The organism is Acetobacter tropicalis (genome assembly GCF_030644465.1).
In the GTDB taxonomy this organism is placed as follows: Bacteria; Pseudomonadota; Alphaproteobacteria; order Acetobacterales; family Acetobacteraceae; genus Acetobacter; species Acetobacter tropicalis.
On sequence record NZ_JAUYUW010000001.1, the window covers coordinates 2,837,737 to 2,853,275 of the forward strand.

General features: G+C 57.4%; 10 protein-coding genes. 5 read left to right on the plus strand and 5 right to left on the minus strand.

The window, feature by feature from the left end:
- Positions 1 to 72 precede the first annotated feature (72 nt).
- The 3 genes from QWU00_RS12890 to QWU00_RS12900 are packed head-to-tail and all read right to left on the minus strand — an operon-like array spanning position 73 to position 4,466.
- Positions 73 to 1,926, minus strand: coding sequence for a c-type cytochrome (locus tag QWU00_RS12890; RefSeq protein WP_231551581.1), 1,854 nt, complete (start codon positions 1,924 to 1,926; stop codon positions 73 to 75).
- Positions 1,923 to 3,704 carry a GMC family oxidoreductase gene (locus QWU00_RS12895; protein ID WP_035377956.1) on the minus strand — a complete coding sequence of 594 codons (1,782 nt, stop codon included), beginning with the start codon at positions 3,702 to 3,704 and terminating at the stop codon, positions 1,923 to 1,925. Before QWU00_RS12895 ends, QWU00_RS12890 begins: the two co-directional genes overlap by 4 nt.
- 3 nt (positions 3,705 to 3,707) lie before the next feature.
- Positions 3,708 to 4,466: a gluconate 2-dehydrogenase subunit 3 family protein gene (locus QWU00_RS12900; protein WP_236709264.1), complete on the minus strand. Its 759-nt coding sequence runs from the start codon at positions 4,464 to 4,466 to the stop codon at positions 3,708 to 3,710.
- 97 nt (positions 4,467 to 4,563) lie between these two features.
- Here QWU00_RS12900 and QWU00_RS12905 point away from each other — a divergent pair, with 97 nt between their 5' ends.
- On the plus strand, positions 4,564 to 4,812 hold the full coding sequence (locus QWU00_RS12905) for a hypothetical protein (RefSeq protein WP_035377957.1): 249 nt from the start codon (positions 4,564 to 4,566) through the stop codon (positions 4,810 to 4,812).
- A 92-nt stretch (positions 4,813 to 4,904) separates the two neighbouring features.
- On the opposite strand, the gene QWU00_RS12910 is transcribed toward QWU00_RS12905, so the two are convergent.
- Positions 4,905 to 7,013, minus strand: a complete 2,109-nt coding sequence (locus QWU00_RS12910) for a M13 family metallopeptidase (RefSeq protein ID WP_035377958.1) — start codon at positions 7,011 to 7,013, stop codon at positions 4,905 to 4,907.
- Between the two features lie 322 nt (positions 7,014 to 7,335).
- Between QWU00_RS12910 and QWU00_RS12915 the strand changes: the two genes are divergently transcribed.
- Together QWU00_RS12915 and QWU00_RS12920 are read left to right on the plus strand one after the other, a co-directional pair.
- Positions 7,336 to 8,331 carry a 2-hydroxyacid dehydrogenase gene (locus QWU00_RS12915; protein ID WP_238706706.1) on the plus strand — a complete coding sequence of 332 codons (996 nt, stop codon included), beginning with the start codon at positions 7,336 to 7,338 and terminating at the stop codon, positions 8,329 to 8,331.
- Between the two features lie 530 nt (positions 8,332 to 8,861).
- Positions 8,862 to 11,297, plus strand: a complete 2,436-nt coding sequence (locus QWU00_RS12920; protein ID WP_231551585.1) for a TonB-dependent receptor — start codon at positions 8,862 to 8,864, stop codon at positions 11,295 to 11,297.
- A 184-nt stretch (positions 11,298 to 11,481) separates the two neighbouring features.
- Here the strand turns inward: QWU00_RS12920 and QWU00_RS12925 are convergent, their stop codons facing one another.
- Positions 11,482 to 12,747, minus strand: coding sequence for an MFS transporter (locus QWU00_RS12925; protein ID WP_035378195.1), 1,266 nt, complete (start codon positions 12,745 to 12,747; stop codon positions 11,482 to 11,484).
- 232 nt (positions 12,748 to 12,979) lie between these two features.
- On the opposite strand from QWU00_RS12925, the gene QWU00_RS12930 reads away from it, so the two are divergent.
- Positions 12,980 to 13,828, plus strand: a complete 849-nt coding sequence (locus tag QWU00_RS12930; RefSeq protein ID WP_052051157.1) for an ABC transporter ATP-binding protein — start codon at positions 12,980 to 12,982, stop codon at positions 13,826 to 13,828.
- A complete protein-coding gene (locus QWU00_RS12935; RefSeq protein WP_035377973.1) occupies positions 13,825 to 15,396 on the plus strand; it encodes a type 1 periplasmic-binding domain-containing protein in 1,572 nt (523 codons plus the stop codon). Before QWU00_RS12930 ends, QWU00_RS12935 begins: the two co-directional genes overlap by 4 nt.
- The last annotated feature ends 143 nt before the right edge of the window (positions 15,397 to 15,539 follow it).

Genomic DNA, 15,539 nt, shown 5'->3' on the forward strand with positions numbered 1-15,539 from the left:
ACAGGGCTGTGTTTGGGCCAGTTGCTTTCCCTAGTGTGCCATTGCTTGAGCATTGTTTCCAGTCAGAACTTGTTATTCCGTTGCCTGTCCGCCGGAATGTAAAGCGGGTGCGGCAGCGGAACGGCTGTCAGGCGCAGCAGAGGGAGGGTGGGGAGGAGTGTCTGGCGCCGGCGGAACGAAGGATGTGCCGCTGTTTATGGCTGCTCCAGAGGGCGTGGGCTGGGACGGAGCAGGGAGCGCTGCGCGTTTTTCCGGAGGCTGAACAGGGCTGGGCGGAGCGATCTGCGTTTGAGCAGAGCTCAGACGCGCACGCATGTGCCGAACGTCCACATCTGTCACGGCCGGGGCGTTATTGCCCCACGCATGCCGGACAAAGGTGCCCACAGCGGCAATCTGGGCATCTGTCAGGCGGGCTGCAAAACCTGGCATGCTGAAGGCAGAAGGCGCGCTCTGCGTGCCATGGAGGGTGGCCCCAGTCAGAATAATATGGATGACCGAATCTGGAGCCGGGTTCATGACCACGGGATTATCTGCCAGCGGCGGAAAGGTGGTGGGATATCCGGCCCCGTTGGAGCGGTGACACGCGGCGCAGTTATCCAGATATACGCGCTGCCCTAAGGTAAGGTGGCTGCCAGATTGCAGTGCCTTGGTGGCGGCTGCATCCCGCTTCCAGCCTGCTTGCTGGGGCGCTGCGGCTGGCAGGCTTTTCAGGTATCGCGCCATGGCAGTCAGGTCAGCCTCGGACAGATATTGCGTGCCGTGGTGTACGGCGCTGTCCATGTTGCCGAAGGCACTGCCTCTGTTGTTGCGGCCGGTTTTCAGGAATGTGGTGATTTCTGCCACACGCCACGTACCAAGGCCGGTACGTGGCTCACCGCGTAATGAGGGCGGAGTCCAGCTATCCACTGCCTTGCCGCCAGCCAGATAACGGGGGCCATCCTGTGCGGTCAGGGCTTCTTCCTGCATGGCAATGCCACGCTGGGTATGGCAGGCCCCGCAATGCCCCGGCCCTTCCACCAGATAGGCTCCGCGCGCCAGTTCCGTATTGGCAAAGGGGCGGCCTGTAGCCTGCCGTGCGGCCTGAGGGGAAGGCGCAAATGCCCAGCGCCAAAAGGTTAAGGGGAAACGCATGGAAAGCGGCCAGGGAATAGCGTTGGCTTTTACTGATTGGGCCACCGGCTGTACGTCCTGCATAAAATACACATACAGCGCGTGCAGGTCCTCATCTGTCATGCGGGCGTATGAGGGATATGGCATGGCAGGATACAGGGTGGCCCCGTCTGGCCGGATACCTTCCCGCACGGCACTGATAAACTGTGCTTCCGTCCAGTTGCCGATACCATGGGTTTTATCCGGCGTGATGTTGGAAGCGTAGAGGGTGCCAATGGGCAATTCGAACGCATAACCGCCCGCGTATGGAGCATTCTGGTTTGTGGTATGGCAGGCCGCGCAATCAGCCGCTGCGGCGACGTAGCGGCCTCGTTCAATCCATTCCTGCGGGGTGCGAGGTGTTTCGGATGAAAGGAAGGCATCCTTAGACTCCGGCCCTGAATGTGCGGGAGAGGAAGACGCTTCCTGTGATGGTGGGTTCTGCTGTGCTCTTGATGTCAAAGGGTCTTCGGGCTGGACCGTGCCAGTAGCTGGGCCAGCAGGAGAAGTGGCCGATGCTGCTACGGCAGGGTGAGCCAGGCAGAAAGGAAGGCTGCCCAGAGCGAAAGCCGCCACGCCGTATGACAGCATCGACAGGTATCGCTTTCCACCCAAGATGCACGCCAACAGCAGGCCAGCCGACCGTGGGGTTGCCATTTTTTCAAAAGAGACGGTGGTCTTTGCAAGAGCTTTGCGGGGAATATCGGTTGCGGGATGCTGTGCCAAAGCCGAGCGTGGGAAGCGCGTGGAGGCGGCAGTAAAGACAGGCTGTCTCATGGCGTTACCAACGGGCCGCCGTTGCCCTTCAGCCATTGCGTGCGGATATGATGAGCGGACCAGTAGGCCAGGGCGGCGACCAGCCCTGTAGGATTATAGCCCATACCCTGCGGGAAGGCGTTGGCTCCTACCACAAACACGTTCGGTACATCCCAGCTTTGCAGGTAGCGGTTCAGGGCGGATGTGTTGGGGTCATCCCCCATGACGGCCCCGCCACAGAGATGGGTTGTCTGATAGTCACGCACGTCAAACGGTTTGCCCGGTTCGCGCATGCTGTAGTGCACATCACGCGCACCTAGAGCTTTCACCACGCCATCCAACTTGCTGACAACGTGGCGGTTCATGCGGATATCGTTGTCTTTCCAGTCAAACGTCATGCGCAGCAGCGGCTGGCCGTAAACATTGGTCCAGGTGGGATCAAGGTCCAGATACACATCGCGGTAGGCCATATTGGAGCCCTGCGCATTGATGGTGAAGGCATGGCGATAGGTGTCAACGGCCCGTTTTTTCCATGCGCGACCCCATCGTGGAGCGCCGGGAAAAGTGGCTTTGGCTCCGGCAATAGGTTTAACGCCCGCCTGATTGACCCATAGCGGTGAACCGCCAATAAAGCCCAGCGGCCCATGATCGAAGTTATCACAGTTGAAATCATCAATTGCCACACCGCCAGCCGAGCCGATGAACTGGTCCGTGCTGCGGGTGGGGGGCATCAGCACCGTGGTATTGGTGATGTTCTGATACGTGAAGTTGCGCCCTACCGTGCCGGAATTGCTGTGCGGATCATATGGTTTTCCAATACCTGACAGCAGCATCAGATGCACGTTGTGGAACTGGAAGGCCGCCAGAATAACCAGCCCTGCAGGTTGGGTAATGTGGTTGCCTTCCGTATCCTGATACACAACGCCAGTTGCTTTCTTGCCTGTGGAATCCAGAAGCACTTTCAGCACATGTGCGTTGCTGCGCAGCGTGAAGTTGGCGTGCTGTCGCAGGGCGGGCAGGATGTTCACATTCGGCGAGGCCTTGGCGTACATGTAGCACGCATAATCCGAGCAATAACCGCAGAAATTGCACGGCCCCATCTGGGCCCCATACGGGTTTGTATAGGGGTGGGACGCATTGGCCGCAGGCATGGCGTAGGGGTGAAACCCGGCCTCGGTCGCGGCCTTGCGGAACAGATGGGCGGTATAAACATCCCGCAGGGGCGGAAGCGGGAAATCATCAGACCTATCCGGTGCAAACGGGTTGCCTTTGCCTACTACCTTTCCGTCCACGGTGTAGGCTTCGCCCGATGTGCCAAATACTTTTTCCGCACGGTCAAAGAAGGGCTCAAGTTCTTCGTATGTGACGCCGTAATCCTGCAGGTTCATGCCATCAGGAATGAACGTCTTGCCATAGCGTTCAGTAATATGGCTGCGCAGGCGCAAATCCTGTGGCATGGCGCGGAAATGTACACCCGTCCAATGCAGGCCTGCGCCCCCTACGCCTTCGCCCGGCAGAAAGGCGGCCAGGCGGCGGTAAGGCAGGGCCTCCTGATTCAACCTGTTGCGGACCGTCACGGTGGTCTGCGCAGGGTTCTGGAACAGCTTGTACCGGGTAGCACCTTCCAGTTCATCAATGGAGGCAGGATAGGCGCCATCTTTGGCGGTGGAGCGTCGGCCGCCGCGTTCCAGCATCACCACGGAAAGGCCTGCTTCACAAAGCTCCTTGGCCATGATGCTGCCGGCCCAGCCAGCACCCACCACAACGGCATCTACAGGGGGGAGAGTTTTTTCCGCCATGGGTCAGCCTGTCTCCCCGCTAATGGAAACCGGGCCATAAGGGTAGGGGGTTTCGTACCGGTCTACCCAATCCATGTAATCGGCGCGGGCACCGGGGAAGCCCATCATTTTCCAACCGCCCATGTGACGATTGCCTCCATGGGTGGGGTCTGCAAACGCGCCTTCAATCGTGTCAGAACGAAGCTGCTCAAAAAAGGCGCTGGCGGGCAGGGCGTCAAACTGGGTGGCGTTGTGTTCAAGAGCCGTCAGGATAGCGTCCTGTGTGGTGGGAGGTAGGCTTTCAAATGGGGCGTTATGCTGCTGGCGCACCCAGGCCTGCGTTCCGGCAATGCCTATGCGGTAGATTTGCCTGGGGCTATAAGGGAGCTGATAACCCAGATTGTCGGGGCCGGTACGGTGCGGGCCGCTCATGAACCATTTTTCGCCACGGCCCCAAGGGGTGTTCATCTGGCCTTCAATAAAGTCCGGCACACCAAGCATGGTGGCACCCGGCCCCATATCATCTTCCGGGAACAGCCGTTCACAGGCGGCCGTCAGAAAGGCGAACTCGGCAGCGGTGAAAAAGCGTGTTGAGGTGCCAGCTTCCTGATGATGCGCTGTAGCGGCGGGTGACTGTTCAGAAGAGGCTGCTTCAGCCGTTTGCGTTGCCAGTCCACCAAGCGAGAGCGCTGCCATACTGGTTCCCAGCCCTTGCACCACCCGGCGACGTTTGGGCGTGAACGCGGAGGAAGGCAGCGGAGCGATGGCAGCATCGTGAGCCATATGCTCCTCGCCCCTTACCTGCTGTTTAACGTGGCTGGGTGCGGACGCATTAGTTTTGGAGGATGTCATCGGATAAGCCGCCGGAGAGCCGTCAGGAGTGGGGAGGCTGAGAGGAGCCATTGCTGCCGAGGTATTCGCGGCTGGTTTTGCGCAAGAAACAGGGCTGGCTGGGCGTCGGGGCGTATGGGGCGCGTCGGTCATCGGGGGGCTCGTTACCGTGAACAGGGAGCGGCGACCACAAATCGGTCCTCGCGGCCGCTTCAGCGCAGTGCGCGCGACCATGCGGGCCTTGGTTAGCGGAGAGACGGCCCTGAAACAAGCATGGCCCGCACAAGGCGAGCCATGAGAGGGACTTGAAAGTCCGTTCTGGAAGGGAAAAGAGCGGCGGTAACCCGCAGACTCTCGCGCTTTTCCATCCAAAGTGTAAAACCGGATTTATTACCAGATTTTAACGCGCTGTTTCGGGGACAGATACAGCTTTTCACCAGCTTTCACATTCCATGCCTTGTACCAAGCGTCCAGATTGTGCATGGGAATGTTCACCCGGGCCTGCGGCGGGGAGTGCGGATCTGTCACCACCAGTTGCTTGACGGTGTCATCGCGCAGTTTTTCCCGCCATACCTGCGCCCAGCCAAGGAATACGCGCTGATCGCCCGTCAGGCCATCAATCACCGGAGCAGGCTGGCCGTTCAGGGAGGCATGGTAGGCGTCAAGCGCCAGTGTCAGGCCACCCAGATCGGCAATGTTTTCGCCCATGGTCAGCTTGCCGTTTACATGCACGCCCGGCAGGACCTCAAACGCATCATACTGAGCGCCGAGGCGGTCAGCCAGTTTCTGGAAACGGTCTGCGTCAGCTTTGGTCCACCAGTCACGCAGGCGGCCATGTTCGTCAAACTTACGGCCTTCATCATCAAACGAATGGGTCATTTCATGACCAATCACGCCACCAATGGCCCCGTAGTTCACAGCCATGTCTGCCTTGGCGTTGAAGAACGGCGGCTGCAGAATGGCTGCCGGGAACACAACCTGATCAAACAGCGGGTTGTTGTAGGCGTTCACGGTCTGGGGAGTCATATCCCATTCGTTCCGGTTAACGGGCTTGTCCAGACGGGCTACCCAGTAGTTCCATTCAAACCGGATGCCGTTTTTGGCGTTGCCGTAAACATCCCCTTTCTTCACGACGAGATCGGAATAATCACGCCATTCGCTGGGGTAGCCAACCTGCACTTCAAAGTTTTCCAGCTTGCGCAGGGCGGCTTCACGCGTGGGTTTGCTCATCCATGTGTTGTGCTGCAGGCGGATGCGGAAGGCATCTTTCAGGTCGCCGGTCAGCTTCTGCATGGCGGTGCGGTTTTCTGCGGGGAAGTAGCGTTCCACATACACCTTGCCCAATGCCATGCCCATGGCGGAGCTTGTGGCCTGCACACCGCGCTTCCAGCGGGCCGGAAGGGCTGGCTGGCCTGTCAGCGCCTTGGAGAATTCAAAGCGGGCCTGCACAAAAGCGTCCGGCAGGTTGCTGGTGGCGTTTTCTACCGTATGGAAGGCTTCCCATGCCTGTAGAAGCCCGACATCGGCATTGGCCAGCAGGGCTGCGCCGCCCGTAATGGCGGAGGGTTCACCAACAATAACCGTACGGTTTTCAAGCCCTTCTGTGGGCAGGCCAGCAGCGGTCAGCCACGTGGTCCAGTCAAAACCGGGGGCGGCTTTGGCCAGATCAGCCACCGTCATGGGGTTGTAGGTTTTTTCCGGGTTGCGCAGGTCTGCACGTGCCCAGTGGGTTTCAGCCAGTTTGGTTTCAAAGGCGACAATGGCAGCAGCAGCCTGCTCGGGTTGCGGCCATTTGATAAGGCTCAGCGCCTTGGTGATGTAGGTCTGGTACGCAGCCTTCTTCGCGGCAAATTCCGGCTTCAGGTAGTAATCACGGTCCGGCAGCCCCAGTCCGTCCTGATCAATGTTCAGGGCGTAATGGGTGGGGTCTTTCGCATCCGGGTTGATACCCAGAGAGAAAGGAGAGGTTGCAAAGCTGCCTGAAGCCGCACCTGCAACGGTAGCAAACGTCTTGGCGTCAGTTATTTTGCGGATGCTTTCCAGATCGCCTTTCAGGGGCTTGGTGCCCTGTTTTTCCACGGATTTTTCATCCATGAAAGAGGCGTAGTACGTGCCCAGCTTTTCCTCGATAGTGGTCGGATGCTTGACCGGGTGAGCAGAAAGCTCGTTCAGGATGGTCTGAACACGCTGGCGCGAAAGTTCAGCCAGCGCATTGAACGGGCCATAGCTGGTCATGTCTGACGGAATGGTCAGATTGTCCAGATAGGTGCCATTGGCATAGCGGAAAAAGTCATTTCCAGGTTTGACCGACGTATCACGGCCCGCAAGATCAACACCCCAGGCCCCGAAGGTGGCGGGGGGAACGGCTGCCGGTGCCGTTACAGGTGCAGCAGCTTGCGCGGTGGCGGCATGGGCTGCCCCGGCCACACTGGTCAGGCCGATGGCAGCAGACAGAAGAAGCCCGACCCGCAGTGACACTTTATTATTATGCTTAAGCATCTGTTGATGTTTCTCCAAATAAATGCCGGGAAAGATAAAATGATGTCTTCTTTCCCTGTTAGTTCTTTAGATACCGTTCTTTAGGTGATGGTAGGTTAAGCATGCCCAGCATAGAATGACTACCCCACCGGAATGATTTTTAATTCAACAGGCCACCCCTTTGTTACGTGACGTAGAGCCAAGCAGTGTGAAGGCCGCAGCTTTGATGGCGGGCGTATTTTTCTCCCTGTAAATGCCTCTTGCCCATTGTTCACGCATGGAAGTGCAGGCACTCTTGATGTGAGTGTGACACAGTTGTTTGTTGGGGCTGCGGAGCGCAGCCTTGAGTGGTGGCACTTCATTTTCCGGCGGTATCAGGAGAGCTGAAGGCATGGCGTGTCTGGTGGTGAAGGCTGGAGGACGGTCTGTCTTTCCGGAGTGGAAAGCTCTGTTTGCTGAACTCATGCCCCAACTCGATGTAAGAGATTGGTACGATTCAGCCCTTGATCCGACCGAGGTGACTTATGCACTGGTATGGGAACCGGATGCCGGTCGGCTGGCCCAGATGCCTCACTTGAAAGCGGTTCTGAGTGTTGCCGTGGGGGTTGATCATATTACGGCAGATCCGAACAGGCCGCGTCATGTGCCCATTATCCGTATGGGGGGAGCAGAGACCGCCATTCAGATGGCGGATTATGTGCAGTGGGCCGTATTTTCCCTGCTGCGGGAAGCACCGCGTTGGCATACAGGGCAACAGGAAAGACAATGGACGCGGCGTGGTATGCCGCAAACCCGGCTTTCTACAGAAACACGCGTGGGCGTTATGGGTCTCGGCAGTTTGGGCGGCCATGTGGCGCAAAGGCTGGTACAGACAGGTTTTCAGGTTTCCGGCTGGGCACGGCATGAAAAATATATTGAAGGCGTAACCTGCCATACCGGGCCGGAGGGCTTACCGGCTTTTTTGGGCGAGTGCGACACACTGGTATGTCTCTTGCCGGAAACAGCGGAAACGCGCGGTATCATTACATATGATGTTCTGGCCCAACTTAAAAAGCCTTCGGGCTTTGTTAATGTAGGGCGCGGGGCGCTGGTGGTTGAAGCGGACCTTTTGCGGGCGTTGCAGGATGAAACCCTCCATGGTGCCGTGCTGGATGTGTTTTCTACAGAACCCTTGCCGGAAACCTCGCCTCTCTGGGGGCAACCGGGCGTGCTGATTACCCCGCATGTGGCATCCGAAGCCTCACGCGCAACGCGGGCACGGTATGTTGTGTCTGTTATTCAGGCACTTGAGCAGGGGCAGGATGTGCCGCTGCGGTATGATGCGGAGCGTGGATATTAGAGGGGGGTTTGACGCTTCTGGAAAGAGACCGTGCACGGCGCGCTTGGGCAGTTTGGTGGGGTTTTTGGAAACCTTTCCAAGAGTGAAAAGGGAAGGAATATCCCTTTTTCCCCATAGAGTTAGGACGACATCCGTATGCAAGCCGCGTGATAAAGAAAGAGAATACGTACTGCGGGAAGGGGACGAGTTCTCTCTATTCCATCGGTTACTCTTTGGCGTAAAATCCGATTTTGCAGGGCTTCAGGGTTGCAAGAACAGGGGCACGCCCGCCATACGGGAGCCGTCTGGCTCGGAGAGGGGCAGATAGATTTAAAGGCATGGTGGGAGCTGGCTGACAGAGGCCACGGCACCGCTTCTGTTGCAGGTGCGCAGGGAGCTTCATGCTTTTTAAGAGAAGTGGGAGCGGTCGGATTTTTTACCGAGGTTTTAACGTTGAAAGCAAAGCGGGGCTGATACAGGACCGCAGAACATGGGCTTTCAGTTCGGCGCTGACGGTGTTGGGGCTCCTGCCTGCAGGATTGATTGCTCCAATGCCTTCTGCCCGAGCGGCGGATATGCCGGTGCCGGTAGGCAGCCGGACTGCTGCATCTGCGAATGTGTTCCCTGCGCAGATGGATGGTCAGACGGCTTCTTCGCATGGAGGGCAGGCAGGAGCTCTCCCGGCTTCTGTTCATCGTCAACAGGGAGGGGATCATGGCCACCTGCGAAAGGGGCGATCCTCAAGAACAGCCTCGGGAGAGGGCGAGGGGATGCTACGTGCTTCTGGGGCGGGGGCCTTACCTCCTACCGTCCGGCCTGTGCGGCACGGTGGGCCAGTTGTGTCCAGCCATGCTACGGATGTTGATGTCAGCGCCCGGCGGCATGATTTTGCCTATCCGGATGCCCAGCATCAGCCTGATGCAACCACCCGCATTACCTCGGAACGCCTGAAAGAGCGGGATATTGTGACCTTGCGCGGGTTGGAGCGCGTGGCTCCCAACCTGACCATGCAGAGCATCAACGGCACAGCCTCCAGCAATTTCTATCTGCGTGGTGCCGGATTTAATGATTTCACACAGAACAATATGGGGCCGGTGCTGACCTATATTGATGATGTGGCTTATCCGTATTCCACAATGTCCAACGGCCAGATGTTCGATCTGGCCGGGGCTACCGTGACTCCCGGCCCGGTGGGCACGGAACATGGGCAGTCCGACACGGGTGGGGAAGTGCATCTGCACACCAATGATCCCACGGATGTCTGGCATTATGGGGCGTCCCAGGACATTGCCTCCTACGCACGTAGCCGGAGCGAAGCTTATGTGTCTGGCCCGTTGGCCAAAGGGCTCAGCTTTCGCCTGGCCGGACAGACCCGCCATGGAGGAGGGTGGCAGACCAATCCGCAGAACGGAGACCATCTGGGGGATGCGGATTTATGGGCGTTACGCGGCAAGCTGCAATGGAAGCCTGATAGCCACACCACTATCCTGCTGGGCGGTCATTTTGTGCAGGATAACAGTGAGGTTGTCTCCAGCGTGCCTGTGCATCGCCTCATAGGGAAACAACCCCTGCCACAAATGGGCTCATGGAAAGAGGCGGAATGGTCCTCCCGCCCTGAATTTGCACGACTGATCGGGCGCAAGGCCGGTATCAAACCCAGTGAACACAACCAGTTCTGGGGGGCGGATCTTCATATCACGCATGATTTCGGGCCGGTGACATTCGCTGCCATCAGTGCATTTGAAACTGAGCGTGAAGGGGAATACACAGATCAGGATGGCACGGCGCAGTCTCAGGCTGATACCTATCGCACCATAGATGCCAACAGCTTTACGCAGGAAGTGCGGCTGAGTAATTCCCACCCTGATGACAAACTGCAATGGGTGGTGGGCGCTTATTATCAGCGCACCCGTATGAACCAGCGCTTTTTCTTTGATTATACGGACTACTCAGCCCGCGGCTACATGATGGCCACCAATTTTGGCATGAATCAGGAAAGCGTTTCTGAATTCGGGCATCTTAGTTATCGGCTGCCGCATGGAGTGACCATCTGGGCTGGACTGCTGCATGAATTGGATGATCGGTCCATTACTGGTCTGCAATCGCAGATATTTGGTGGTGTCACACGGAATTTTCATGCGGAAAGCACGGCGTCCAACCAGTTTGCGGGGCAGGTGGGTGTTTCCTGGCAAATGGCACGCCATGCCCTTGTCTATTACAAGATGAGCAAGGGCTTCAAACCCGGAGGCTTTACCGCCAATAATACGCAGATTCAGGCACAGCTTGACCCGTTCAGGCCAGAAACCGTGCTGACCTATGAAGCCGGGTTCAAGGCAGACCCTATCCCTAACCGGCTCCGTATCAATGGCGCAGCATTTTACAATGATTTTCATAACCAGCAGATTCTGGGGACGGTATTGATCCCCAATTATGGACCGTTGAGCGAAATTACCAACGCACCCAAATCTGAAAGTTGGGGGTTTGAAGGGACCATAGAAGCTCATCCGTTCAGCCATCTGTTTGTGACGCAGAACATTGGCTGGCAGCGTGGCAATTTTCAGAATTTTCCTACGGTCAATCGCGCCAAAACCAACGCGTATTACGCACAGCATGGTGTGTGGAAAGCCATTAACGATAATTTTGGCGGAGTTGATAATGGGCAACCCAAGCTGACACTGAATGGCTCGGCGGACTGGCGGCAGCCGATCGCCCGTGCGTATTCTCTGGATATCGGGCCGGACTGGCTCTATCGCGGGAGTCAGGCCATTACCCCCGGGGGTACAGGATTTTACCGCCTGCCGCCTTACTTTCTTCTGGGGGCGCATGTTACGTTCCGTCCGGCTTCCGGCAAGTGGGAGGCAACTCTTTACGCCCGGAACATTCTTGATCGGCGCTACGCGGAAAGCGGAGGGCAAGCGACAACAACCTATTTCTATATTCCGGGTGAGCCGCGCTTTATTGGTGGCCGGATTTCCTGCGGCTTCTAAAGCATGGAAAATCCGGTTTGCGGCAGAAGGTGCCGGGTATGGAAACAGGGCCACTCAGGCGGACGCCCTGGCACGCCAGGTTCGTACGGCCTGCTCATGTCGGTGTGGGCGGTGGGGCTGTCTAAGGTGTTGGGGGGTGTCGTCAGTTAGGCTATGCGGTTTGATGACGCTACTGTCCTTCTACTCATGATGCCCTTTGAGGGTGGAGTTTGGCGTTCAGGAGTGTCAGCACCAGAACGGCAAGGGCCGCCAAGCCAACTGTCAGCATCAGGGCAGGGGCAAGCCCTCGGCCCAGAACGCGGCCTATTTCAGTTTGTAAAAGGGCGTTGCTGGCCGCCAGAAGATTTCCACATTGATAGGCCAGACCGGGGAAGGTGGCGCGTATGGAGGCGGGGGAAAGTTCGCTCAGATACGCAGGCACCACGCCCCATGCCCCCTGAATACAGAACTGGATGCACATGGCTCCTACCGCCAGCCAGAAGGCAGATTGGGGTAAGGTCCAGAGTGGCAGCAGCGGGATGGTCAGCAAGGCGGCAAGCGCAATGGCATATTGCCGCCCAATGCGCTGGGAGAGAACGCCAAAGAAAAGTCCACCAGCAATGGCCGCCACATTATACAGAACCACAATCAGCGTAATGGACGGGGGTGGGATGTGCCGTTCCAGAGCCAGAAACACTTTGGGATACAGATCCTGTGAGCCATGGCTCATGAAATTGAAGCCCGTCATGAGGGTAATGGCAAAAACGCAAAGAGCCGCATTCTGGCGGACAATGGGCCACAGACCCTGATGTTTCTGGGTCGGACTGGCCGACGCTTTCTGTCGAGCCAGCCAGTCCGGGCTTTCCGGCACCCGGAGCCAGATATAGAGCGCCGAAAAAACGGCGCTTCCGCCAAGAATAAACAGGCCACGCCAGCCCACCACGGGCAAGGTGAGAAAAAGAATGGAGGCCAGCAGGTATCCGGCAGGGTACCCTGCCTGCAAAATGCCGGAGGCCGTACCGCGCCATGATGCAGGCACACTTTCCATAATCAGAGACGTGCCGACACCCCATTCTCCCCCCAGCGCGATGCCGAAGAGAGTGCGCAGAACAAGAAAGACCCATAGTGTGGGAGAAAAGGCGGAGAGCACTTCAATAACGGAATACACCAGAATGGTGATGATCATTACCGGCTTGCGTCCGTAAGTGTCTGCTGCCCGCCCACACAGATAAGCGCCTATGGGGCGGGTCATCAAGGTGAGGGTGGGGGCCAGCAACACGCTTTCCAGAGAGGTATTGAAGCTGTGGGCCACGTTATCCAGCGTGAAGAGCACAAGAAAGAAATCACACGCATCCAGCATCCATGCCAGAAAGGAAGCCGCCACCACATGTCGGGCAGTAGCGCGCTCCTGCGGGGTAAGCAGTTGTGCGGTAGGTGAGGACAGGTCAGGCTGAGATGCGGTAAGTGTCATGGGCATGTATCCGTTTCTTGCACCATTCTGTGTGTCATGAACGGAAAGAGGGTTCTATCGGCTCCGGGCATCACGAATAGGATAGACACAAGGCACGGAAGGTTTTGCACCGTCACTCCTGCGTGAGACAGAGGGGTTCGGCCGGGAAAATCCGTCCATTGCTTCATACTCTTGACGGCTTTCCGGTCTCACCGGCACCATGGCGGGTGACATCCCGCAATGGAGCCGAAGTGTGTCTGAGCCTGTTTTTCCGTTAGAAATTACGCATCTTGTCAAAGAGTTCAGCACAAAGCGGGCGCTGGATGGTTTCAATCTGACACTGGCGGAGGGCGAAATAGCTGCTCTGCTGGGGCCAAATGGTGCAGGCAAGACCACGCTGATTGGATGCCTGCTGGGGTTTCTTTCAGCCGATGCGGGGCAGATCCGCCTGTTTGGCGAGGATGTCAATCACCTGACGTCACAGGTACGTAATCGCATAGGGTTTGTGCCCCAGACCCTGACAGGCTTTACATGGTTCAAAGTGGGGGAACTGTTGAGCTATCTGGCGGGATATCGGCCGGCCAACACCCCGCAGGATAACCGCTGGCTGGAATGGGCGGCACTGGACCCTGCGGCGCGTATTAAGTCTCTCTCAGGTGGGGAGCGGCAACGCTTGGCCATTGTTCTGGCACTGCGTTTCCGGCCTGATCTGATCGTGCTTGATGAACCCGTTGCCAGTCTTGACCCTCAGGCACGGCATGATTTTATGCGGCTGCTGCCAGACTATGCGCACCAGCATGGTGCTACTGTTCTTATTTCGTCTCATATTATCTCTGATCTTGAGAATATCTGTGATCGCTTTGTCATTATGCGGCGGGGGCAGATTGTGCTGGATGTTTCGGAGGCCGTCTTGCAGGGGCAGGTGCGGCACCTGTCTGCGGTGCCGCCTGATGAATGGGGCGTGCGTGTGTTGGCCCCGGCGGAGGATGGTGGTGTGTGGGTGGATGGGTGGCAGCCCGTTCTGGATCAGGCTGCCGCCGGTCAGGGGCTTGATGTGGCTTTGCCAGATGTAGAAACCCTCTTTCTGGCCCTGTCACGATGAAAAACGCCCTTCATGCGTTGCGGCTGTATGTTAAGCCCGTTTTTTGGCGGGAAAACTACACCTTGTTGACCGGGCTGTTATGGACGATGGTCGCTTTCTTCGTCGCATTTACGGATCATTCGGCCACACACTGGCAGAACGGGCTGTTCAAATTACCCTCTTCCTTTGGCACCTGGTGGTGGCTGGGGTTGCAGGCGCTTATTTCCGGAGTGGCATGCCAGTATTGGCGGCAGGTCCGCAGTCCGCTCGCCAGCATGACACCTGGCATGATTGAGGCTGAATATCAGGCCGTGCAGGTTGCCCTGTCTGGTGTGGTGGTGCTTATGGCAGTGCCTTTGCTGCATCTGGGTGCGCCGTTTCTGAATAGTCTGGCACAGGAATCCATCTGTCTGGCGCTGGGCGTCAATGGCGATATGACCGGCCCCAAAAACCTGCGCAAACCCGTGCGCTGGTTGCGGATGTTCATGATGTTCGTGTTGTTTGTTGCCTTCATGTTTCCGCAATCACAGGAACGGATTTTGTCTGCGCCATGGTATGTGGCGGTAGGGCTTCTGGCTGTTGGTATCAGCATGACCCTCATTGAACTCGGTCATCGGCCACAGCCTGCGGCTCTGCCGGGTGGCGCAGCGCCAACAGTTGCACAGCCTCGCTATCAGGCACGGAGGAACGCTCTTCAGGCGGCCAGAACCCAAGGCCAATCTTACCCGTTTCAAAGGGATGGGATGCCTGCTGGAAGTGGGTGGGCTACGGAAAGCGCTTTTGCGGGAGAGTATGGGGTTACGGCTGCTTCCTCTTACCATGCCGTTACCATCAATGGTGGCGCGCGTGCGCAGGAGGGCACCGGAATCAGGAATTTGATGCAATGGCAGTTTCCATGGTTACGGAAGCCGCCCGTGCCGAATACCATGATGACACCCGGGCCTGTTGGATTTCTGGCCAGCAGTGTGGTCGTTCTGGTTTTTCTTTTTATTCTGAACATGATTCTGGAGGCTTTTTCTGCAGGAGGCATGCCGCATTGGTCTGCCATCAGAAAATCCATGCTGATTGCGCCGCAGATGATCTGCATGATGTCCGCCAGTGGTCTGGCTTCCTGGATGCTGATACGGGCGGACTGGCCGTTTCTGCTTAATCTGGCAGGGTATGGCACCCGGGCGGATTTTGCGCGGGCGCTTTATAGAACCCACGCCAAGCGTGCGGTGCAGAGTGCTGCACTTGCGGCTCTGTTCTGCGCTCCTTTGGGGATTGTGTTTGGCGCAGAAAGCTGGAGAGAGTTGTTTCTGAGCATGGGAGCAATTTTCTCGGTTATGATGGGTGCCAGCTATCTTCCTAGCTTGCCGTTGCTTTTCTCCCGCAAAACACGCCCGGGTGTTCTTCAGGCCTTCAATCTGCTGGGGAGCTTTGTTTGCGTGCAGATGGGCGTTAGCCTCCTGTTCTCCGAGGCCTCGCCCCCTGCGTGGTTGTGGGGAACCCTGTTTGCAGGTCTTCCATTTTCTGCACTTATGGCATGGCTTGCACCGCGTGCATTGGCACAGGCTGACTGGCCCATTGAACCGTTGGCAGCCCCCTAAACGGGCATTTTTTCTTGTCGTTTGAAGGAATGTATGGCGGCGTGGGGCATCTGTGTGTCTGCGTGCGCGTAACGCTCTCTTCGCAGGCTCGGTGGTTACAGAAAAAGAGGATTGCTCCGCCCTGATGTTTTTTGCATCAGGGT